Source organism: Achromobacter sp. NPDC008082, assembly GCF_042957345.1.
Taxonomy (GTDB): Bacteria; Pseudomonadota; Gammaproteobacteria; order Burkholderiales; family Burkholderiaceae_B; genus Achromobacter; species Achromobacter kerstersii_A.
This window is the reverse complement of record NZ_JBIBIB010000006.1, coordinates 562599-584103: the sequence shown is the minus strand read 5'-3', so window position 1 is coordinate 584103 and position 21505 is coordinate 562599. Positions and strand designations below refer to the sequence as shown.

Genomic DNA, 21505 nt, shown 5'->3' with positions numbered 1-21505 from the left:
TATCCGTCCGCCAAGGACGAGCACCATGGATTGGGACAACGCCAGGATCTTCCTGGCCATCTATCGGATCGGGACGCTGCGAGGCGCAGCGGCCCTGTTGCAGATCGATCAGGCGACGGCGGGGCGGCGGCTGGCAGCGCTGGAATCATCGCTGGACGCGCGCTTGTTCTTGCGCACTCCCGGCGGCTATGTGCCGACCGCCGCTGGCGAGCTGGCCTTCGCCGCGGCGGAGCGCATGGAGCAGGCGGCTGATCAATTGCAGCGGCAAATGCAGGGGCTGGATCACCGCTTGTCCGGCGTCGTGCGGGTGGCGGCGTCCGAAACCGTGGCCAGCTACTTCATCATGGAGGCCATCCGGCGCGTGCATGTTCACCATCCGGATATCCGGGTGGTGCTGTCCGCGTCCATCCAGATCAGCAATCTGACGCGGCGCGAGGCGGACCTGGCGATACGCAACGTCAAGCCGGACAACCCCGACCTGATCCAACGCCATCTGGCACGCAAGGAGGTGGGTTTGTACGCGTCGCGCAGCTATCTGGCGCAGCATGGCGAACCCAAACCCGGCACGGCGTTCGCCGGCCATGCGCTGGTGACGTATCAGCAGTCGGTGCTGCCGGGCTGGTCGGACACGTTCTGCGGCGAACCCACGGGCAATGGCCATATCGCCGTCGAACTGAATTCCGGAATGATGATCATCGACGCAGTGGCCGCAGGCCTGGGCATCGGAGAACTGCCCACCCATATGGCGCCGGCGTATCCCGAACTGGTTCGGATCTGGCCGACGCGTAGCGAGCCTTACGACCTGTGGCTGGTGATGCACGGCGACTTGAACCGTACGGCTCGCGTGCGCGCGGTGGCCGATGCGATTGTTGAGGTGTTTGAAGCGGATAAGGGGTGAAGCGGATATCGGTGCGGACAGGGTTTGAAGCGGACAAAGTGCGCATCAATTGCGGTAAACCGTGGCTTGTGGGGCGGCGCGTCAGGCGCTAAGGTTTGTCTGCCCCGTAAGAAACCCATGACTTCAGGAGTCACGCGTGTCCGATCTTTGGCGTTTGTCCGCAGTTGAATTAGCCGCCCGTATCCGCAACCGTGAGGTATCCGCCGTGGAAGCCGCGCAAAGCGCGCTCGGCCGGCTGGATGCCGTGAATCCCGCGCTCAATGCCGTCATCGATCATCGTCCCGAAGACGTGCTGGCGCAGGCTGCCGCCGTGGACGCTGCACTGGCCCGTGGCGAAGATGCCGGCATGCTGGCCGGGGTGCCCGTCACCGTGAAGGTCAACGTGGATCAGGCAGGGTATGCCACCACTAACGGCGTGGGCCTGCAAAAAGATTTGATCGCCACCGTGAACAGCCCCGTCGTCGACAACCTGCGGCGGGCGGGCGCTGTCGTCCTGGGGCGCACCAATACGCCGGCATTTTCGTTGCGCTGGTTCACTGGCAACGCGTTGCATGGCGACACGCGCAACCCGCGTAACGCGGCGCTGACGCCTGGTGGGTCGTCGGGCGGCGCCGCATCGGCGGTGGCGGCTGGCATCGGGCATTTGGCGCATGGCACGGATATCGCCGGGTCCATTCGTTATCCGGCCTATGCATGCGGCGTGCATGGCTTGCGGCCGTCGTTGGGCCGTGTTGCGGCCTACAACGCCGCTTTGCCTGAACGATCGATTGGGGGGCAGCTGACCGCGGTGTCTGGTCCGCTGGGCCGCACCATCGCCGATGTTCGGTTGGGGCTGGCCGCGCTGGCGGCGGCCGACCCCCGAGACCCCTGGTGGGTGCCCGCGCCCTTGGTCGGCCCGGATGTGCCGCGCCGTGCCGCGCTATGCGTGAACCCGGAAGGCATGGACACCGAACCGGCCGTGGTCAAAGCGCTGCAAGAGGCCGCGCGCCGGCTGACCGAAGCCGGGTGGACGGTCGATACCCTGGACACGATTCCGCCCCTGCAGGAAGCGGCCGATCTTCAAATTCGTATGTGGATGGCAGATGGCTATGACGCCATGTTGGCGGCAGCCGAAAAGGAAGGCGACCCAGGCGCGCTCATCGCCTTGCGCGGGCAGCGCGATAAAGCCGCAGGCGCTGACCTGAATAGCTTTTCCGCCGTGTTGACGCGCCGCGCGACGCTGACTCGCCAGTGGGAATTGTTCTTTGCCGACTACCCGATCCTGCTGCTGCCCGTGTCGGCAGAGCTGCCATTCCCAGACAAGCTGGACTTGCAGGGCGACGCCGCCTACGCACGGGTGTGGCGTGCGCAGATGACGCAAATCGGCGTGCCCTTCATGGGCCTGCCCGGCTTGTCGGTGGCGATGGGTAGCGCAATGAGCAGCGTGGGCCCGAGCCCCGTGGGGGTGCAGATTGTGGCGGGGCGCTACCGCGAAGACCTGTGCTTGGCGGCAGGTGAAGTGATCGAAGCTGCTGGCGACCCGGTCAGCATCGCAGAGCCCAAGCCGCAATAGGCTCCCTGCGACGCAACGCGCATCAAGTGGCGGGCGTTGCCGCCTGCCATTCGGTGCGCAGCAAGCCCATCATGCCGGTGTCCCAGCGCGCGTCGCCGGCGCGCGTGGACGAACGCCTGACGCCTTCCATGGTGAAACCCAGCGCTTCGTACGTACGGATGGCGCGAGTGTTGAACATGTAGACGTTCAGCTCCAGGCGTTCGATGCCGGGTGTGCGAAAGGCTTCTTCAATCATCAGCGTGACCATGGGGCGTGCCAAGCCTTGTCCGCGCTGGGTCGGGGCGATGGCTACGCGCCCAAGGCGGGCGTTGCCGTCGCGCCATTCATAGGCCAACTGCGCATGGCCAACTGCGGTGTCGCCGCGATACGCCATCCAGCAACGGCGGCTGGGCGGGTGGGATTGGCCTTGCGCCAGCATGTCTTCCACATCGTCTTGCGTCAGCGGGTATGACAGGTGCGAGCCGCCCCATTGCACGACGTCAGGCAGGCTCGAAAACCAGCTGGCCAGCAACGGATAATCCGAGATCGCAAACGGGCGCAGGGTCAGCATGAGCAGATTTATTTGTTGAAGCGCAAGCGCAGCACGCCAAGGTCGCCATAAACCAGTTCGATGTCCTGGTTTGCCGGCACATCCAGGAACCCAGCGTACGAACCCGTAATGACGTGTTGGCCGGCATGCAGCCCAAGACCCTGTTCGCGCAGGAAGTTCGCCAGCCAATACAGGCCAGCCTTGGGGCGATCGTTAGGGTGGAAGCCGGGATGCTGCTCGACTTCTTCGCCATTGACCAGCAAGGTCAGCGTCATGCTGGACGGGGCGGCGTCAGGCGATGCGATGCGCGGGCCCAGGACCAGGCCCTGGTTGAACATGTGGTCGGCCAGCAGCTCGGGCAGGCTGGCGTGTTCGGGCGACGCGTAGCGGCAGCCCAGCACTTCCAACGCCAAGCACGCGCTGCCCACCGCGGCATCAATTTCAGCTTCGGTGTAGGGCGTGGCGCGGGCGGGCAGATCGTGCGCAAGTTCGAAGGCGATCTCGGGTTCGACCCGCACGATGTCGGTGCGCGTTGCGATGGGGCCGGCTTCGGCGCGGGCGGTGCCAGACGCGTAAATCGGCGCCACCACGGTTTTTTCCGGTGAGGGCAACGCGCTCTTCCAGGCCGCGATGCGGTCTTGGCGCGTCTCTTGCAGCAGTTGCGCGGTGCGTTGCTGGACGGCAAATGCCTGCCCCAGCGATTGCGGGCGGCATTCCGCGGGCAGGCGCGGGCCAGCCACGCCGGACTCGCGTGCGGCGATCAGGGTGCGGGCGGCCTCAAGGCTGCCCGGATAGTCTTCGATTCTGATCTGCATGCGTTCAGGTCCCCAAATACAACATGACCCACAGCACGATCATCGCAATCAGGCCAAGCCAGCACGAGCCCCAGAACCCCACGATGGGCCATTTCAGCGACAGCGGCGTCTTTTTGGGATCGACGTGGCCCAGCAGGTCGTTGGCGTTGCCCACCAGCCAGAACCGGGTACCCGGGAACATCAGGCGGAAAAAGTAATCCAGCATGATCGCGGCCTGGATCGACAGCGGGTATTGCTTGAAGGGGCGGTGTTGCAGATACGGGTGCTTGAGCGTGGCGTTGATCTCTTTGCTCTTGAAGAAAAACAGCACGATGCCGCTCAGCGAGCAGGTGATGAAGCACAGCACGAAAAGGCTGAAGGCCATGGCCATGACAGGAGAATGCATGGGGGATCTCAAGATTGCGCGGCGGGCCGCGTTGGGATGAAAAGAAGCCTGATTGGAATTTCTAGCCGTATTGTAGAAGGCTTGGCGGCAGCCCGTGTTCAGGGCTGCGTCAGCGCAGGCGGGCGTTGCAATGGTTTCCGTCTTGGCGCGAAACGGCAACGGATTAACCGCGGACCTGGCCTTCGCCGGTCAGTACCCATTTCAGCGTGGTCAGCCCCTCCAGCCCGACGGGGCCGCGGGCATGCAGGCGGTTCGTGGAGATGCCGATTTCCGCGCCCAGCCCGTATTCGAAGCCGTCGGCAAAGCAGGTGGGCAGGTTCACGTACACCGAGCTGGAATCCACTTCACGCTGGAAACGTTGCGCGGCGGACAAGTCTTCCGTGACGATGGCATCCGTGTGGCCGGAACCCCAGCGGGCGATGTGTTCGATGGCGTCGTCCAGCGTGTCGACGATGCGCACGGCAAGAATCGGACCCAGGTATTCCGTGCCCCAGTCTTCTTCCGTGGCGGGCGTAATGTGCGGCAACAGCGCCAGCGTGCGCGGGCAGCCGCGCAGTTCGACGCCGTGCTCGGTGAACGCGGCGGCCAGCGTCGGCAGAATCGAGACGGCGGCCACCGCGTCAACCAGCAGCGTTTCCATGGCGCCGCAGATGCCGTAGCGGTAGGTCTTGGCGTTGAAGGCGATGGCGTGCGCCTTGTCCGGGTCAGCGGCTGCGTCGATGTAGATGTGGCAGTTGCCATCCAGGTGTTTGATCAGCGGCACGCGCGCTTCTTGCGACAGGCGGGCGATCAGGCCCTTGCCGCCGCGGGGAACGATGACGTCGATGTGTTCGGTCATGGTGATGAGCGTGCCCACGGCCGCGCGATCGGTGGTGGCCACGACCTGCACCGCGTCTTGCGGCAGGCCGGCGGCAGCCAGGCCCATTTGCACGATGCGGCCAAGCGCGACATTGGAGTGCAAGGCTTCGCTGCCGCCCCGCAAGATGGCCGCGTTGCCCGACTTCAAGCACAGCGCCGCCGCGTCGATCGTGACGTTGGGGCGCGATTCATAAATGATGCCGATCACGCCCAGCGGCACGCGCATCTGCGCGACCCGCATGCCGTTGGGGCGCACGGTGGTGGCGGTGATGCTGCCGATGGGATCGGGCAGGGCGGCGATTTGGCGCAGGCCTTCCGCCATGTGCGCCAGGGTTTTGTCTGACAGCGTCAGACGGTCGAGCAGGGCCGGCTCCAGGCCATTGGCGCGCGCGGCGGCCACGTCCTTTTCGTTGGCGGCTTTCAGCTCGTCGTGGCTGGCGGCCAGGGCGTCAGCCATGGCGAGCAAGGCCTTGTTCTTGGCGGCGCTATTGGCGCGCATCATGTCGCGCGAGGCGCGGCGGGCGTTTTCGCCCAGGGTCAACATGGCGTGTTCGATGGAGGACGAGGACATGGCGGCGTCGATCATGAAGTGGGGGCGGCGCAGGGGCCGTCTGAGGAATCAGTGTATATCCGGCCAAAGCGGCCAGGCGTAGGTAAAGGGGGGCGCGGGGCGCGAAACGAAGGCTGAAACAAAAGCCGAAACGAAGGCTGAAACGAAGGCTGAAACGAAGGCTGAAACGAAGGCGGCGGCAATGCCGCCTTCACGGTCGCCCGCCGGCGGCGGCGACTCGCAGCGCCAGCCGGGTCATTTCTTCCCAGGGGTCTGACAACCGTCCAGGCACGGACAGGCCCTTGATCAGCCGGTCGACTTCGTGAGCGTGTTGCACTGCGGCAGGCCAGACGCTGGGCTGTACCCGGCCTAGCGCTTGCAGCGCCAGGCGTTCATGCGCGCCGAAAATGCGCAGGCGGCGCATCAGGCCATTGACGTCCTGACCCAGCGCGCGCGCTTCGGCAACACGGGCCAGCAAGCGGATTTCTTCGCCCACTGCCCACAGCACCAGCGGCAAGGCTTCGCCTTCGGCACGCAGGCCGTCGATCATGCGGATGGTGCGCGAGATATCGCCGGCCAGCATGGCGTCGCGCAGGCCGAATACGTCATAGCGCGCCACATTCAGCACCGCGCGTTCGACGTCTTCCGCCGCCAGTTGGCCTTCAGGATAGAGCAGGCCGAGCTTCTGGATTTCCTGGTGCGCCGCCAGCAGATTGCCTTCGACCTTGTCCGCCATCCATTGCAGGGTGGCGGCATCGGCGCGCTGGTTCTGCCGGGCCAGCCGCATGCCCACCCAGGCGGGCAGCCGGCCGCGTTCGACATTGGCGATATCCACCATCATGCCGCCGCGGTTCAGCGCCTGGACCCAGCGGCTTTCGCGCGTCGCTTTGTCCAGCCGTGGCAGGGCGATGAGGATGAGCGTGTCGGCGTCGGCCTGCTTTTCGGCTTGCTCGGCCAGCTTGGTCAGGGTGTCTGCGCCGGACTTGCCGGGCTTGCCGGTGGGGATCTTGAGTTCAAGAATGCGCCGGTCGCCAAACAGCGACACGCTTTGCGTGGCCGCGATGACGGCGCTCCAGTCGCTGCGGGCGTCCATCACCATGGATAGACGCTCGGTGTAGCCGGCGTTACGCGCCGCGGCGCGCAAGGTGTCGACGGCTTCGGTTACCAGCAGCGGTTCGTCGCCCGACACCGTATACAGCGGCGCAAGCCGGTTGCCCGGCCGCTGCAGGTGTTCGGCCAACCGGTCCGCGTCCAAAGGCTGTGCCATGGGCTAGCGCAGGATGGCCGGGTCGGTGGTGGACGGCGTTTGCCACGGCGTGGGCGTACGCTTTTGCTCGGGCGCGTTCGGGTCGTACAACGGGATCTCGCCGTTTTCGCCGCGCTCTTCCGCGCTTTCCACTGCACGGCGAACTTCCGGCGCGGTCATGCGGCGCAGCAAGCGAGACACCAGGTCGCGTTGCATGGCTTTGTACAGCGTGTCGATCTGGCCCTGCTTGGCCTGCACGACTTGATCGTCATACGGCATTTCGCGGTAGATAGACAGGGTCGTGTCGGGAATCAGCGCACGGCCCTTGTTGTCGATCAGGCGGAACGTGTAGTTGATGCCCAGTTCGTATTCCTCGACCCGGCCTTGCGCGTTCAGCGACACTTCGCGCAGCGTGCGCGTGTCGGCGACTTGCTGAAGAATGGCTTGCGCTTCCTTCGGCGAGTCCACGAGCTTCGTGTTCGGCGAGGCGGCCCGCAGCGAACGGCGCACGTCGGCGCCGAACTGCGTGTTGTCGGGGATGCCGATATACAGCGTATCGAACGGCATGGGGGTCACCCCCCGCAGCGCGAAACCGCAAGCGGAGAGCAGCATGAACAGCGCCAGGCAGGCGCCGCGCAGCAGCCAGGATTGGCGGGGGGAGTGCGTTTGTTGCCCGGCGAAGTGCATGCTTGACCTCATCAGCCTACGACGTTGACCAGTTTGCCCGGAACCACGATGACACGCTTGGGCGGACGGCCTTCCAGGAATCGGGTGACTTCTTCCTGGCTGGCGGCGAGCTTTTCGATGTCTTCCTTGGCGGCGGTGGCGGCCACGCGGATCGAGCCGCGCAGCTTGCCGTTGACCTGAAGCATCAGCTCGATTTCGTCCGCGATCAGCGCGGCTTCGTCCACATGCGGCCACGGCGCGTCAAGCAGATCGCCCAGCTCCTTGGCGTAACCCAGGTCTTGCCACAGGTGCCAGGTGATGTGCGGGACCACCGGGTACAGCACGCGCAGCAGCACGCCCAGCGTTTCGGCATAGGCGGCGTCGGCAGCGGCGTCTTCGGCCAGCTTGGCGTCGTCGATGGCGTTCAGCATTTTCATGCAGGCCGAGACGACGGTGTTGTACTGGATGCGCTGGTAGTCGTAGTCGGCTTGCTTGAGCAGCGTGTAGACCTCGCGGCGCAGATCCTTGACCGGGGTGGCTGCTTGCGACCAGTCGGCGCCATTGGCCAGGCCACGCGCAATGGCGTCGCGGCGGGCGTAGCTGATGGACCACAGGCGGCGCAGGAAGCGGTTGGAGCCTTCAACGCCGGAGTCCGACCATTCAAGGGTCTGCTCGGGCGGGCTGGCGAACATGACGAACAGGCGTGCCGTGTCGGCGCCCAGCGTGTCGATCAGCGATTGCGGATCGACGCCGTTGTTCTTCGACTTGGACATCGTGCCCACGCCGCCATAGGTAATGGCGGAGCCGTCCGACTTCAGCTTGGCGCCAGTGATGGCGCCGCGGTCGTCGTAGACGTTTTCGACGTCTTCGGGCCAGAAGTATTCAATGCCGCCCTGGGGCGTCTTGCGCGAATAGATATGGTTCAGCACCATGCCCTGGCACAGCAGCTTGGTGAAGGGCTCGTCGAAGTTGAGCAAGCCCATGTCGCGCATGACCTTGGTCCAGAAGCGCGCGTACAGCAAGTGCAGCACGGCGTGTTCGATGCCGCCGATGTACTGGTCCATCGGCATCCAGTAGTCATTGCGCGCATCGACCATGGCATTGTCATTGCCCGGCGAGGTGTAGCGCATGAAGTACCAGGACGAGTCCACGAACGTGTCCATCGTGTCCGTTTCGCGGCGCGCGGGCTTGCCGCAGCTGGGGCAGGCGCAGGACAGGAAGGCTTCGTTCTTGGCCAGCGGGTTGCCGCTGCCGTCGGGGATCAGATCATCGGGCAGGATGACGGGCAGGTCTTTTTCCGGAACCGGAACCGGGCCGCAATCCGCGCAGTGGATGATGGGGATCGGGGTGCCCCAGTAGCGCTGGCGCGAAATGCCCCAGTCGCGCAGGCGCCACGTGGTCTGCTTTTCGCCCAGGCCTTGCGCGCCCAGGTCGGCGGCGATGGCGTCCACGGCTTCTTTGTGCGACAGGCCGTCGTACTTGCCGGAATTGATGGTGCGGCCCGACTGCTTGTCGCCATACCATTCCTGCCAGGCGGCGGTGGAGTATTCCTTGCCCGCCACGTCCACGACCTGCACGATGGGCAGGTCATATTTCTTGGCGAAGGCGAAGTCGCGTTCGTCATGCGCGGGCACGCCCATGACGGCGCCGTCGCCGTAGGTCATCAGCACGTAGTTGCCGACCCAGACTTCCACGTCCGCGCCCGTGATCGGGTGCGTGACGGTCAGCCCCGTGGGCATGCCTTCTTTTTCACGCGTGGCCATTTCGGCCTCGGTCGTGCCACCCAGCTTGCACTGTTCGATGAACGCGGCAAGCGCGGGGTTGTTGCGCGCGGCGTGGGTCGCCAGGGGGTGTTCGGGCGCCACGGCGCAGAACGTCACGCCCATGATCGTGTCGGCGCGGGTCGTGAAGACGTACAGCTTGCCGTCCTGGATCAGCTGGCCATCCTGGCCGGCGATCTGGTGCGGGAAGGCGAAACGCAGGCCTTCGGACTTGCCGATCCAGTTTTCCTGCATCAGGCGCACGCGCTCGGGCCAGCCGGGCAGGTCGTTCTGGACGGCGCCCAGCAGTTCGTCGGCGTAATCGGTGATGCGCAGGTAGTAGCCGGGGATCTCGCGCTTTTCAACCAGCGCGCCCGACCGCCAGCCGCGGCCGTCGATGACTTGTTCGTTGGCCAGCACGGTTTGGTCCACCGGGTCCCAGTTCACGACCTGGGTCTTGCGGTAGGCCACGCCCTTTTCCAGCATCTTCAGGAACAGCCACTGGTTCCACTTGTAGTACTGGGGATCGCAGGCGCACATTTCGCGCGTCCAGTCGATTGCCAGACCCATCGCCTTCATCTGCTTCTTCATGTAGGCGATGTTGTCGTAGGTCCATTTTGCCGGCGGCACCTTGGACTTGATGGCGGCGTTTTCCGCCGGCATGCCGAAGGCGTCCCAGCCCATGGGCATCAGGACGTTATAGCCACGCATGCGCAACTGGCGCGCCATCATGTCGTTGATGGTGTAGTTGCGCACGTGGCCCATGTGCAGCTTGCCGCTGGGGTAGGGCAGCATCGAGCAGGCGTAGAACTTCGGCTTTTCGGAGCCGTCGGCGTTCTTCGCGTGTTCGTGGACCAGATAGACGTCGCGGGCCTGCCAGTCTTGATGGGCGGCCGCTTCGACGGTAGTGGGGAGGTAACGTTCCTGCATGGGCTCGGGCACGGTGGCAAAAAAGGGTGAGCCGCCCTGCCGCGCGGACGCGGGGGCGGCCTGACGCGGTGGCGGTCAAAACCCCTGATTATAGGAGGTGCTAGGCACGGACAGGGGACGGAGCCGTTTCGGGGATGCGCGCACTAGGCGCCAGGGCGCCATAGGCCAATGTCACCACCCCCAGGACGGCGCCCGCGATCACCACGCCGGGCCAGCCAAAATGGGCGTAAAGCCAGGACGATACCAGTGAACCGGATGCGCCGCCGATGAAGTAGCACGTCATATAGCCGGCCGTCAGGCGGCTGCGGGCTTCCGGGCGAAGGCGATACAGCGAACTGCTATTGGTGACATGGACGCCCTGGATCGCCAGATCCTGCACCACGATGCCCGCCAGCAGGGCGGCTACCGACATCTGGCCAAACGCCATCAGCCCCCAGGAACCCAGCAGCAACAGCAGCCCGACGCGGGTGGCCAGGTTGCCCAGGCCCCGGTCGGCCAGCCGGCCAAAGCGGTTGGCGGCATAGGCGCCCGCCGCTCCCGCCAGCCCGAACAGGCCGATGGTGGTGTTGCTGTATTCATAAGGGGGGCTGGCCAGCAGGAAGGTCAGCGGCGTCCACAGCATGCTGAAGGCGGCGAACAACAGGAAGCCCAGCAACGACCGCGCGCGAAACAGCGGCTCTTCCACGAACATGCGCAGGATGGAGCCCAGCAGACGTGGATAGCTCATCGATGTCGGGCTCTGATAACGCGGCAGCACGCGCCACAGAATGGCGGACATGACCAGCATCAGAATGGCGGCCACCCAGTACACCGTGCGCCAGCTGCCTACGTCGGCCAGCGCGCCGGCCACGGTACGGGCCAGCAGAATGCCCAGCAGCAGGCCGCTCATGACGGTGCCTACCGCCTTGCCGCGTTCATGCGGCGCGGCGAGCGTCGCCGCGAAGGGCACCAGAATCTGGGCGACGACGGACAGCAGGCCGGTCAACGCGGTGCCCACCAGCAGCACGATGATGCTGTCGGAAAAAGCCGAAATCAGCAGCCCGCCTGCGGACAGCAGCGTCATCAGCACGATCAGGCTGCGGCGTTCGAACAGGTCGCCCAACGGCACCAGCAGCATCAGCCCCAGCGCATAACTGAGCTGGGCGGTGGTGACGATGGCGCCAGCCGCCGCGTTGGACAGCTGGAATTGCTGGCCGATCGTGTGCAACAGCGGTTGAGCGTAATAGTTGCTGGCGACGGCCAGGCCAGTGGCCACGGACATCAACAGGATGATCGGCGCGGTGAGCACCGGTGTCGGAGTGGGGTCGGAAGCGGATGTCATAGGGGCAAGGCGAGTCAGGCGGGGTTCGGATGCGACAGGCAAGTGGCAAAAGGGCGTGTCATGCCCCAATGCCTCCGGGCGTTTCCTGATCATGTTTGATCAGCAGTTTTTTCAGCAGCCCCGCCAGTTGCTTGCGTTCCGTGGCCGACAGCGGGTCGAGCAGTTCGCCCAGGTCTTTCAGATAGTCCTTCAACACCAGCTTGATGACGCGCAAGCCTTCGGCCGTGAGCGACACGATGATGCCGCGCCGGTCGTCAGGATTGGGGTTGCGCACCAGCAGGCCGGCTTGTTCCAGGCGGTCCAGGCGGTTGGTCATGGCGCCGGATGTCAGCAGCAAGGCTTCGACCAGCTTCTGCGGATTCATGGCATGGGGCGCGCCGCTGCGGTACAGCGTGGCCAGCACATCGAATTCACCCTGGTGCAGGTGGTAGCGGCGAAAGCTGCGGTTCACGTTGCGGGTGGCGAAGGCATTCAAACGGAACACGCGGGTGACGACCGACATGGCCGCGAAGTCCTGGTTGGGACATTCCGTGGTCCATTGCGAGATCACCAGATCGACAAGGTCATTCATGGGCAGGGGATAAGGACGGGAAGGCAGGCGATGAGGACGGGCTAGGAAGGCAGGGGATGAGGGCAGGCGAGGATTGTTTGATATGAAGTTTCTTTACGTTGAGATAAATTCTAGCAGGCCGCCGACCGGAAACGCAAAGCGCGCGGCAATAAAAGCGCGCGGCAAAAAGAGAAAGGCCCGCCTCTTTCGAGGCGGGCCTTTCCGGCTTGACCAGAAACTCGCGCGAATTACTGCGCGGCGTCCTTCAGCTTCTTGAGCGGGCGAACCTTCACCTTGACCGAAGCCGGCTTGGCGGGGAACCAGCGCTCTTCACCCGTGAACGGGTCCTTGCCGAAGCGCTTGGCCTTGGCGGGAACCTTCTGCACGGCAACCTTGAACAGGCCGGGCAGCGTGAATTCGCCAGCGCCCTTCTTGTCCACGGAACCCAGCACCGAGGTTTCCAGGCTGGCCAGAACGGCCTTGACGGCCTTGGCTTCAACGCCCGATTGCTCAACGATGTAAGCGATCAGCTGGGTCTTGTTCAGCGCAGCCTTGATGGCCTTGGGTGCAGCAGCGACCTTCTTGGCGGCGACAACCTTCTTAGCTGCGGGCTTCACAGCGGCCTTGGTGGCGGTTGCCTTCTTTGCGGGCGCCTTGGCGGCGGGCTTGGTGACTTTCTTGGCAGGAGCTTTTGCTTTCGTGGCCATGGTCAAAATCCGTAGTTGAGGACATGGGGCAGCGTGCGCCGGGTATCGGCAATTAACGCTACGCGCCCGATGATAGCGGAAGAGTTGAAGTTCTTGCGGCTTTCCAACGGGTTTTAAGCCACTGTTTGTTGTTTTCGACGCAGAAAAGTGCTTCTAGCAAGGACTCTTGCAATACGTCGTGACATTCGAGGCCTTTTTTTGCGGCACATGCGTGCACTGAACCAACCGCGCCGAGCATGTTCCAATTGCGTGCGAAAAACACAATGCACGGGATATAAGCACCTATATGTTGATGAAGAAATTGGCGGCGAGCCTGCTCGTCGCAAGCGCGTGTCTGACCAGCGCGATGGCGCAGCCGATGCCCGAACCGGTGTTGTCGGCCAAGGCGTGGCTGTTGCTGGATGAGACCAGCGGACAGGTCATCGCGTCGCACGCCGCGACCACACGTATCGAACCGGCGTCGCTCACCAAGATCATGACCGCCTATGTTGTGTTCGATGCGCTGAGTAAGAAGGAAGTGACGCCCGGCCAACTGGTGGTGATTTCGACCCGCGCCTGGAAGGTGCCGGCCGGCAGCTCGAAGATGTTCCTGGAGCCGGGCTCCAAGGTGTCGGTGGACGAATTGCTGCGCGGCCTGATGATCCAGTCTGGCAATGATGCGGCCATTGCGCTGGCCGAAGCGGTGTCGGGCAGCGTGGAAGCGTTCGTTGCGCGGATGAACGACACGGCCGCCAAACTGGGCTTGCACGCCACCCGTTTCGCCAGCCCGCACGGCCTGCCGGACCCGAATACTTATTCCACGGCCAGCGACCTGTCCATATTGGCCACGCGCTTCATTCGCGATTACCCGCAGCTATACAAGACTTACGATTCCGCCAAGCAATTCACGTTCAACAAGATCACGCAGCCCAACCGCAACCGCCTGCTTTGGCTGGACCCGAGCGTGGACGGCTTGAAGACGGGGCACACGGAATCGGCGGGCTACTGCATCGTCGCCACGGCGCGCCGGCCCAACGGGAATGATCAACGGCGCTTGATCACGGTGGTGGTGGGCACGGCGTCTGACAAGCTGCGTACGCAGGAAAGCCGCGAGTTGCTGGAGTGGGGCTTCCAGGGGTTCAATACCATCAAGCTGTACGCGCGGGGTCAAGCGGTGGCCACGCCCGAAGTCTGGAAGGGCGAAAGCGATAGTCTCAAGGCCGGTTTCGCGCGGGACGCCTACGTGACCGTGCCGGCAGGCGCCAAGGTGGAGCCGGTGTGGACGCCGCAGGAACCGCTGGTCGCCCCGATTGCCGCGCAGGCCACGGTGGGCGCATTGCGCGTAATGGTCGATGGCAAACCGGCCATGCAGTTCCCGGTGGTGGCGCTGGAGCCCGTGGCCGAAGCCGGGTTCGCCGGCCGCGCATGGGACTCGGTCCGATTGTGGTGGCGAGGCCATTCGAGCTGATCGCCGAAAAAGAAGCGCTCTAGGAGCAATGCGATGGCAGTGAGCTTTCCGGGAGGTCCGGCGCCGGCGCCAAGCGCGGATGATCCGCTGGCGCTGCTGTCCGCCTGCCACGGGCGCATCGCGCGCCAATGCGCGACCTTGACGCGCCTGGCCGCGCATCTGCCCCTGCATGGCAGTGACGACGCCGCGCAGACGGCCGCGGCCAGCGTGTCGCGCTACTTCGACACGGCCGCGGTGCACCATCACGAAGACGAGGAAGCCGATCTCTTTCCCGCCCTGATCGAATCCATGGCGGGTTCCGACGCGGGCTGCCTGCATGCGCTGGTGCAGGGGCTGATCGATGAGCATCGCCGCTTGGCGGCATGGTGGCTGCCGCTGCGCGCGGCCTTGTCCGAGATCGCGGCGGGGCGGCCCGCCGCGTTGCCGATGCCGCAGGTGCAGGCCTTTACCGAGGCCTATGCGGCGCACATTCAACGGGAAGAAGACGAGCTCTTGCCGATGGCGGCGCGGCTGATTGCCGAAGATGCCTTGGCGGCGATCAGTCAGGCGATGCGCGCGCGGCGAGGCGGCGGCGCAAGCTGAATTGGCGCTACGATTGCCGCAGGCCGGCGCACCGGGCGCCAGCACTCTTTGCGCGCCACGCCATGAACCGCAACCCACGCTTTCGCCAGAAATTGCAGGATTCCGTTTTGATGCACGCCATGTCGGCCCATAACCCGATGGCGGCGCGTCTGGCCGCCGATGCGGGCTTTGACGCCATCTGGGGCAGCGGGTTTGAGCTGTCCGCCAGCTACGCGGTGCCTGACGCCAGCATTCTTTCTGCGTCGCAGCACCTGGACATGATGCGAGCCATTGCCGCCACGGTCAGCGTCCCGGTCATTGCCGATATTGACACCGGCTTTGGCAACGCGATCAACGTGTCATACATGGTGCCGCAGTACGAAGCGGCCGGCGTATCGGCCGTGGTAATGGAAGACAAGACCTTTCCCAAAGACACAAGCCTGCGCGCCGATGGACGGCAGGAGCTCGTGCGCGTCGAGGAGTTTCAAGGGAAGATCGAAGCGGCCTGCGCGGCCCGCCGTGACCCGGATTTCTGCGTGATCGCCCGCACCGAAGCGCTGATTGCCGGGCTGGGCCAGCAAGAAGCGCTGGACCGCGCTTACGCTTACGAGGCCGCGGGCGCAGACGCCATCCTGATTCATTCCAAGCAGAACACGCCTGACGAAATCCTGTCGTTTATTGCGGCGTGGCAAGGCCGTGCGCCGCTGGTGCTGGTGCCGACGGCGTACCCGCAACTGCGCGAATCCGACATCCAGGCGCTGGGCAAAGTGGGGCTGGTCATCTACGGCAATCATGCCATCCGCGCGGCCGTGGGGGCGATGCGTGACGTATTTGCCCGCATCCGCAGCGATGGCGGCATTCATGCGGTGGATGCGGATTTGCCCTCCGTAAAAGAGATCATCGCGTTGCAGGGCGATGCGCACATGCGAGACCTGGAACGCCGCTATCTCAAGTGATGGGGCGTGACAAGATCATCACCGGATGCGTTGCGTGCGCCAGAGTGAGCGTTTACGCTAGACGACCCTTCATGGTGGAAGGGGCAGGACACACCAGCTCAGGAATCGAGACAGCATGACGCAGGGAAGGAAACTGGCGGGCCGGATGTTTGGCGCTTGGGTCGACGACGTCAATCGGCTGACCTTGCGCGCCGACTTGTCGGCGGGGCTGTTGGGGGCGTTGCTGGTGTTGCCGCAAGGGGTGGCGTTTGCCACGCTGGCCGGGCTGCCCGCTGAATACGGCCTGTATTCCGCCATCATTCCCTGTATTGTGGCCGCGCTGTTCGGGTCCAGCCGCCATGTGATGTCTGGCCCGACCAACGCGAATTCCCTCGCGCTGTTTGCGGTACTGACGCCGTTGGCCGTGGCCGGCAGCCCGGGCTATATCCAGCTGGCGCTTGCGGTGACGGTGCTGGTCGGCATCATGCAGTGGCTGGTGGGCGCGTTGCGGCTGGGGTCGCTGGCGCATTTCATTTCGCCGTCGGCGCTGTTCGGCTTCACAAGCGGCGCAGCGCTGTTGATTGCGGTGCATGCGCTGAAAGACGCGCTGGGCATGCCATCGCCGGAATCGCACGGCGCGGGAGCCTTGCTGGTCAGTGTGGGCACGCATCTGGGGCAGGTGCATCCGGGCGCGTTGATGGTGACGCTCGTGACTTTGGGCGTGGCGTTGCTGGTGCGCCGGTTGGACAAGCGCAAACCTTACATGCTGCTGGGCCTGGTTGCCGGGTCGGCTGCGGCGGCGGCGTTCAATGCGTGGGCCGCAGGCAATGCCGGCACGCCGGTGTCTGTGGTGGGCGCCATTGCGCAGCCCTGGCCGCCGTTTCACATCCCCAGCGTCGACTGGCGCGCGCTGCCCGATCTGCTGAGCTTGGCGTTTGCGCTGACCATCGTGGCGCTGGCGCAATCGATCTCCATCGCCAAGGCGGTGGCCACGCGTTCTGGCCAGCGCATCGACGCCAACCGCGAGTTCGTGGGGCAGGGGCTGTCGAACATTGTGGGCGGATTCTTCTCTTGCTACCTGTCTTGCGGGTCGCTGAACCGGTCCATTCCCAACTATGAAGCCGGCGCGAAAACGCCGCTGGCCGCGGTGTTTTCAGCGGTGCTGCTGGTGGTGCTGGTGGCCGTATCGGCGCCGCTTCTGGCGATGATTCCCAATGCGGCCATCTCGGGGTTGCTGTTGCTGGTGGCATGGACCCTGCTGGATATTCCGCGTTGGCGCGAATTGATCCGCATGCAGCCGGGTGAAAGCGCGATTGCCGCCGCCACGCTGGCCGCAACCGTCACCATCCGCATGGAAGTGGCGATTCTGCTGGGGACGGTGCTGTCTTTGATGGCGTACCTGCACCGCACGTCGCGCCCCGCCATGCGGACGATGGGCTTTGATTCTCGCGGGCTGGACCGCCGCTTCGTGGTGCTGGAACACCAGCCCGATGCGTTGCCGGAATGCCCGCAACTGAAGCTGTTGCGTATGGAAGGGTCCATTTACTTCGGGGCGGCGGCGCATGTGGCGCAACGCTTGCACGAGCTGCGTGAAGCCCCGAACGCGCCGCGCCATCTGCTGGTGATGGCCAAGAGCATGAACTTCATTGATCTGGCGGGCGCGCAGGTATGGGAAGACGAGCTTGCGGCGCGGCGGGCGATGGGGGGCGATCTCTATTTCCATCGGCCGCGTCCGGAAGTGCTGGATATGTGGCGGCGCACGGGGTTTCTGACGCGTCTGGGCGAAGACCACATCTACCCCGACAAGGCGACGGCGCTGCACGCGATCTACGCCAAGCTTGATCGCGATATCTGCGCGGGCTGCCAGGCCAAGATCTTCTGGGAATGCCAGCCAGATTCTCCGCAAGGCGGCCACTGACGCGGGGCTGGCGTCAGGGCGTATCCGTACCCAGATAGGCGGCGCGCACGCGTTCATCGGCCGCGATCGTGGCGGGTTCGCCTTCGGCCAATAGCGCGCCGCGCACCAGCACGGCGATGCGGTCCGCGTGCTTGAACACCACATCCAGGCTGTGCTCGGTGAACAGCACGGCCAGGCGTTGCGTGTCGGCCAGTTGGCGCGTCAGGCGCATCAGCGCGTGGCGTTCGTTGGTGGCCATGCCTGCGGTGGGCTCGTCCATCAGCAGCAGGCGCGGCCGATGCGCCAGCGCCATCGCGAGCTCAACGCGTTTGACGTCGCCGTATGCCAAGGTGCCGCAGGCGGCGTGCGCCTTGTCCGCCATGTGCACTTGCGACAACAGATCCATCGCTTCGTCTGCCGCGTGGCGCGCGGCGCGGCGCCAGGGGTTGAACAGCAGCCGGTCACGCGACAGCAACGCCGTCTGTACGTTTTCCTGAACCGTCATCGAGCGGAACGTGGCGGCGGTTTGAAAGGTGCGGCCCACGCCCAGCCGGCAAATCCTGCCGGGTGACAAGCCGACGAGTTCACGGCCATCCAGCCGCACCGAGCCGGAATCGGGGCGCAACTGCCCGCCCAACGCGTTAAAGCACGTGGACTTGCCTGCGCCGTTTGGGCCGATCAGCGCCAGCATCTGACCCGCCCCCAGCGTGAAGGACACCCCGGCCAGGGCGTCGATGCCGCCGAAGGATTTGCGCAAGTCTTGGACTTGCAGCAGGGCGCTTGCGGCCGTCATGCGCGCTTTCCTCGCAGGCGCGCGGCGGCGCCCGCCAAGCCATCCGGAAAGGCCAGCACCAACGCCAGAATCGCCACGCCCAACACGGCATGCCAGTACTCGGTGCTGCGCGCCGCCACGTCTTGCAGCCACGTGTAGGACGCAGCGCCCACGAGAGGGCCGGCCAGCGTTTGCACGCCGCCCAGCAGCACCATCACCAAGCCATCTACCGAACGGCTGACCGCCAGTACGTCGGGCGCGATGCTGCCCTTGGAAAACGCATACAGCGAACCCGCCATGCCCGCCGCAAAGGACGCGGCCACAAAGCCCGCCCACTGCACGCGCCGCGTTTCCATGCCCAGCGCTTCGGCGCGCAGCGACGAATCGCGCACGCCGCGCAATGCGTAGCCCAACGGCGAAAACGCCAGGCGCCGCAACCACGCGATGCCCGCCGCGCACAGGGCCAGCGTCACGTAATAAAACCACGGGCCTTGCGCCAGCCACGCCGACGGCCACAGCCCGATGAGGCCGTTGCTGCCGCCCGTGACGTCGTCCCATTGAAACGCCAGCGCCCACAGAATCTGCGCGACGGCGAGTGTCAGCATTGCCAGGTACACGCCTGACAGCCGCACGCAGAACCAGCCGAACAGCAACGCGCCCAAGGCGGCGGCGAAGGGGCCGAGCAGCAAGGCGGCTTCCATCGGCACGGCCGCCAGTTTGAGCAGCAAGGCCGCCCCATACGCGCCCAGGCCAAACCACGCGGCATGGCCGAACGACGTCATGCCGGCCAGCCCGGTCAGAAAGTGCAAACTGGCCGCGAACAGCGCCGCGATCAGGATTTCGGTCATCAGAATGCTGAGATATGGCCACTGAAGGGCGGCAATCGGGACCAGCGCCAAGAGCAACAGCAGCAGGCCATACGCCGCCCGCAAACGCCGGCCCGCAGGGGCGATGGGGCGTTCTGGCGCGCCGGTATGCGAGGCCGGGGCAGGGGGCTTGCCAAGCAGGCCCCAGGGCCGCACCACCAGCACGACCGCCATGACCGCGAATTCCGCCAACAGCGTGAGCTTGGACAGATTGAACACCCAGGGGCCGATGGCCACCTGGCCCAGGAAGACGAACACCGCCTTCACTGAACAAATGAGCAACGCCGCCAGAAACGCGCCGGGAATCGAGCCCAGCCCGCCCACAACCACCACGACAAATGCGCTGGCGATGATCTCCAGGTCCAGCCCCAGCGTGGCGGGGACGCGGGGCGCGGCCAACGCGCCGCCCAATCCGGCCAGGAACGCGCCCAACGTGAATGCGGACGTGAACAGCCAGGCCTGGTTTACGCCCAGGGCAGCCAGCATGCTGCGGTTTTCAGCGGCCGCGCGCAGCAGCCGGCCCCAGCGCGTGCGCATCAGCAGCAGCCACAGCAGCCCCAGCACGATGGGGCCGGCGGCGATCAGCAGCAAGTCGTATTCGGGAAAGCGGCGGCCCAGGATCTGCACCGCGCCAGACAGCCCGGGGGCGCGCGCGGCGAACAGGTCTTCAGGCCCCCAGATGGCCAGCGCAGCGTCGCCGATGATGAGCACCAGCGCAAAGGTCGCCAGCAGCTGGAAGAGCTCCGGCGCCTGGTACAGCCGTTTCAGCACCAGCCATTCGGCGGCCGCCCCGATCAAGCCGGTGGCCAGCGCGGCCAACAGCAGGCCGGCCCAATAGCCCGCGCCGTCGCCAAATGCCGTGGTGAAGGTCCACGCCAGATACACGCCCAGCATGTAGAACGAGCCATGCGCAAAGTTCACGACACGGGTGACGCCGAAGATCAGCGACAAGCCCGCGGCAACCAGGAACAAGGCGCTGGCGTCTGCCAGCCCGTTCAGCAACTGCGACAGCAGCCCCGATAGGCTCATCAGTTTGCGGGACGCATCTTGCGCACCTGTTCGTCAGGCGGTTGCAGGCGCGCGCCGTCGATGTAGGCGAAGTCTTTCATGATGCCCTTGCCGTCTTCCACCGCCGTCACGCCCACATAGACGCCCATCGTCGATTGATGGTCGAGCTTGCGGTATTGGATCTGGCCATAAGGCGTATCCACCTTCAGGCCGGCGAACGCGTCGACGAGCTTTTCGGTATCCACGGCGCCCGCGGCTTTCAGGCCCTGGGCGATAGACATCAGCGACGCGTAGCCCACCACCGAGCCCACCTTGGGCGTCTCGTTGTAGCGCTTCTTGTAGGCGTCGACGAAGGCGTTGTTGGCGGGGGTGTCGATGGCGTACCAGGGGTAGCCCGTCACGATCCAGCCCGACGGCGTGTCGGCGCCCAGCGGTTCCAGGTATTCCGGTTCGCCGGACAGCACAGACACTACGGCGCGGTTTTCGAACAGGCCGCGCGTGTTGCCTTCGCGGACAAAGCGCGTCAGGTCGGCCGCGAACAGCACGTTGAAGATGGCGTCCGGCTTGGCGTCGGCCAACGCCTGCACCACCGCGCCGGCATCGACCTTGCCCAGCGGCACGGCCTGCTCGGCAACGAACTCCACGTCGGATTGGAACGACCTCATCATGGCCTTGAACGTGGCCACGGCGGACTGCCCGTACTCATAGTTGGGGTAGACGATGGCCCAGCGCTTCTTGCGCAAGGCCAGCGCCTTGGGCGCCAGCGCCGCCACGTGCATCCAGGTGGACGGGCGCAAGCGGTACGTATAGCGGTTGCCTTCCTGCCAGGTGATCTTGTCCGTCAGCGGCTCGGCGGCCAGAAAGAACACCTGCTGCTGCTTGGCGAAATCGGTCAGCGCCAGGCCCGTGTTGGACAAGAAGCCGCCAAACAGCAGCTCTACTTTTTCGCGGGCCAGCAATTCCTGCGCGGCGCGCACGGAATCGCCAGGGTTGCCGTTGTCATCGCGCGAGATGACTTCCAGTTTCCTGCCTAGCACGCCGCCTTCGGCATTGACCTGCTCCAGCGCCAACTGCCAGCCCTTTTTGTAGGGGCCCAGGAAAGCGGGAATGGCCTTGTAGCTGTTGATCTCGCCAATGCGGATCGGCGGTTCACGGTCTTTGGCGACGGCAACGGCGGCCGGCGTCAGCGCCAGGGCCAATAGCGCGGGCGCGAGCGCGCGGCGCAGCAAGGTAAGGCAGGGACGGAGCATGG

19 protein-coding genes are annotated in these 21505 nt (G+C 65.1%); 6 read left to right on the top strand and 13 right to left on the bottom strand.

Annotated elements, in window-relative coordinates:
• Positions 1-25: 25 nt before the first annotated feature.
• Together ACFZAI_RS26260 and ACFZAI_RS26255 are read left to right on the top strand one after the other, a co-directional pair.
• On the top strand, positions 26-898 hold the full coding sequence (locus ACFZAI_RS26260) for a LysR family transcriptional regulator (protein WP_391569696.1): 873 nt from the start codon (positions 26-28) through the stop codon (positions 896-898).
• A 136-nt stretch (positions 899-1034) separates the two neighbouring features.
• Positions 1035-2450, top strand: a complete 1416-nt coding sequence (locus ACFZAI_RS26255; protein WP_391569695.1) for an amidase family protein — start codon at positions 1035-1037, stop codon at positions 2448-2450.
• 22 nt (positions 2451-2472) lie between these two features.
• Here ACFZAI_RS26255 and ACFZAI_RS26250 read toward each other — a convergent pair whose 3' ends face one another.
• The 10 genes from ACFZAI_RS26250 to ACFZAI_RS26205 all read right to left on the bottom strand — a co-directional run bounded on the left by ACFZAI_RS26250 (position 2473) and on the right by ACFZAI_RS26205 (position 12767).
• The gene (locus tag ACFZAI_RS26250) at positions 2473-3000 is read right to left on the bottom strand and encodes a GNAT family N-acetyltransferase (protein WP_391569694.1); all 528 of its coding nucleotides are present in this window, start codon (positions 2998-3000) and stop codon (positions 2473-2475) included.
• An 8-nt stretch (positions 3001-3008) separates the two neighbouring features.
• Positions 3009-3794 (bottom strand): 2-keto-4-pentenoate hydratase, encoded by a 786-nt coding sequence (locus tag ACFZAI_RS26245; protein WP_391569693.1) that lies wholly within the window; start codon positions 3792-3794, stop codon positions 3009-3011.
• A gap of 4 nt (positions 3795-3798) precedes the next feature.
• Positions 3799-4179, bottom strand: coding sequence for a hypothetical protein (locus tag ACFZAI_RS26240; RefSeq protein WP_175171066.1), 381 nt, complete (start codon positions 4177-4179; stop codon positions 3799-3801).
• A 163-nt stretch (positions 4180-4342) separates the two neighbouring features.
• The gene (locus ACFZAI_RS26235; protein WP_391569692.1) at positions 4343-5623 is read right to left on the bottom strand and encodes a glutamate-5-semialdehyde dehydrogenase; all 1281 of its coding nucleotides are present in this window, start codon (positions 5621-5623) and stop codon (positions 4343-4345) included.
• A gap of 175 nt (positions 5624-5798) precedes the next feature.
• Entirely contained in the window at positions 5799-6854 is a 1056-nt protein-coding gene (gene holA / locus ACFZAI_RS26230; RefSeq protein WP_391569691.1) for a DNA polymerase III subunit delta, read from the bottom strand.
• Positions 6855-6857: 3 nt separating this feature from the next.
• Positions 6858-7520 (bottom strand): LPS assembly lipoprotein LptE, encoded by a 663-nt coding sequence (lptE, locus tag ACFZAI_RS26225; protein WP_391569689.1) that lies wholly within the window; start codon positions 7518-7520, stop codon positions 6858-6860.
• 11 nt (positions 7521-7531) lie between these two features.
• A complete protein-coding gene (gene leuS, locus ACFZAI_RS26220) occupies positions 7532-10189 on the bottom strand; it encodes a leucine--tRNA ligase (protein ID WP_391569688.1) in 2658 nt (885 codons plus the stop codon).
• Positions 10190-10289: 100 nt separating this feature from the next.
• The gene (locus tag ACFZAI_RS26215; protein ID WP_391569687.1) at positions 10290-11510 is read right to left on the bottom strand and encodes an MFS transporter; all 1221 of its coding nucleotides are present in this window, start codon (positions 11508-11510) and stop codon (positions 10290-10292) included.
• A 58-nt stretch (positions 11511-11568) separates the two neighbouring features.
• Positions 11569-12081, bottom strand: coding sequence for a MarR family winged helix-turn-helix transcriptional regulator (locus ACFZAI_RS26210; protein ID WP_391569686.1), 513 nt, complete (start codon positions 12079-12081; stop codon positions 11569-11571).
• A 227-nt stretch (positions 12082-12308) separates the two neighbouring features.
• Positions 12309-12767, bottom strand: a complete 459-nt coding sequence (locus ACFZAI_RS26205; RefSeq protein ID WP_391569685.1) for an HU family DNA-binding protein — start codon at positions 12765-12767, stop codon at positions 12309-12311.
• A gap of 286 nt (positions 12768-13053) precedes the next feature.
• Between ACFZAI_RS26205 and ACFZAI_RS26200 the strand changes: the two genes are divergently transcribed.
• The 4 genes from ACFZAI_RS26200 to ACFZAI_RS26185 all read left to right on the top strand — a co-directional run bounded on the left by ACFZAI_RS26200 (position 13054) and on the right by ACFZAI_RS26185 (position 17628).
• Positions 13054-14214 (top strand): D-alanyl-D-alanine carboxypeptidase family protein, encoded by a 1161-nt coding sequence (locus ACFZAI_RS26200; RefSeq protein ID WP_391569684.1) that lies wholly within the window; start codon positions 13054-13056, stop codon positions 14212-14214.
• A gap of 33 nt (positions 14215-14247) precedes the next feature.
• On the top strand, positions 14248-14796 hold the full coding sequence (locus ACFZAI_RS26195; protein ID WP_391569683.1) for a hemerythrin domain-containing protein: 549 nt from the start codon (positions 14248-14250) through the stop codon (positions 14794-14796).
• 62 nt (positions 14797-14858) lie between these two features.
• The gene (locus ACFZAI_RS26190; RefSeq protein ID WP_391569682.1) at positions 14859-15731 is read left to right on the top strand and encodes a phosphonopyruvate hydrolase; all 873 of its coding nucleotides are present in this window, start codon (positions 14859-14861) and stop codon (positions 15729-15731) included.
• 115 nt (positions 15732-15846) lie between these two features.
• Complete coding sequence (locus ACFZAI_RS26185) at positions 15847-17628, top strand: SulP family inorganic anion transporter (protein WP_391569680.1); 1782 nt, start codon at positions 15847-15849, stop codon at positions 17626-17628.
• 13 nt (positions 17629-17641) lie between these two features.
• Here the strand turns inward: ACFZAI_RS26185 and ACFZAI_RS26180 are convergent, their stop codons facing one another.
• Genes ACFZAI_RS26180 through ACFZAI_RS26170 form a run of 3 tightly spaced genes read right to left on the bottom strand, consistent with a single transcriptional unit; the run spans position 17642 to position 21503 of the window.
• Entirely contained in the window at positions 17642-18400 is a 759-nt protein-coding gene (locus tag ACFZAI_RS26180; RefSeq protein ID WP_391569679.1) for an ABC transporter ATP-binding protein, read from the bottom strand.
• Complete coding sequence (locus ACFZAI_RS26175; RefSeq protein ID WP_391569678.1) at positions 18397-20274, bottom strand: ABC transporter permease; 1878 nt, start codon at positions 20272-20274, stop codon at positions 18397-18399. Before ACFZAI_RS26175 ends, ACFZAI_RS26180 begins: the two co-directional genes overlap by 4 nt.
• Positions 20274-21503: an ABC transporter substrate-binding protein gene (locus ACFZAI_RS26170; protein ID WP_391569677.1), complete on the bottom strand. Its 1230-nt coding sequence runs from the start codon at positions 21501-21503 to the stop codon at positions 20274-20276. The genes ACFZAI_RS26175 and ACFZAI_RS26170 overlap by 1 nt, the downstream gene beginning before the upstream one ends.
• Positions 21504-21505: the final 2 nt, after the last annotated feature.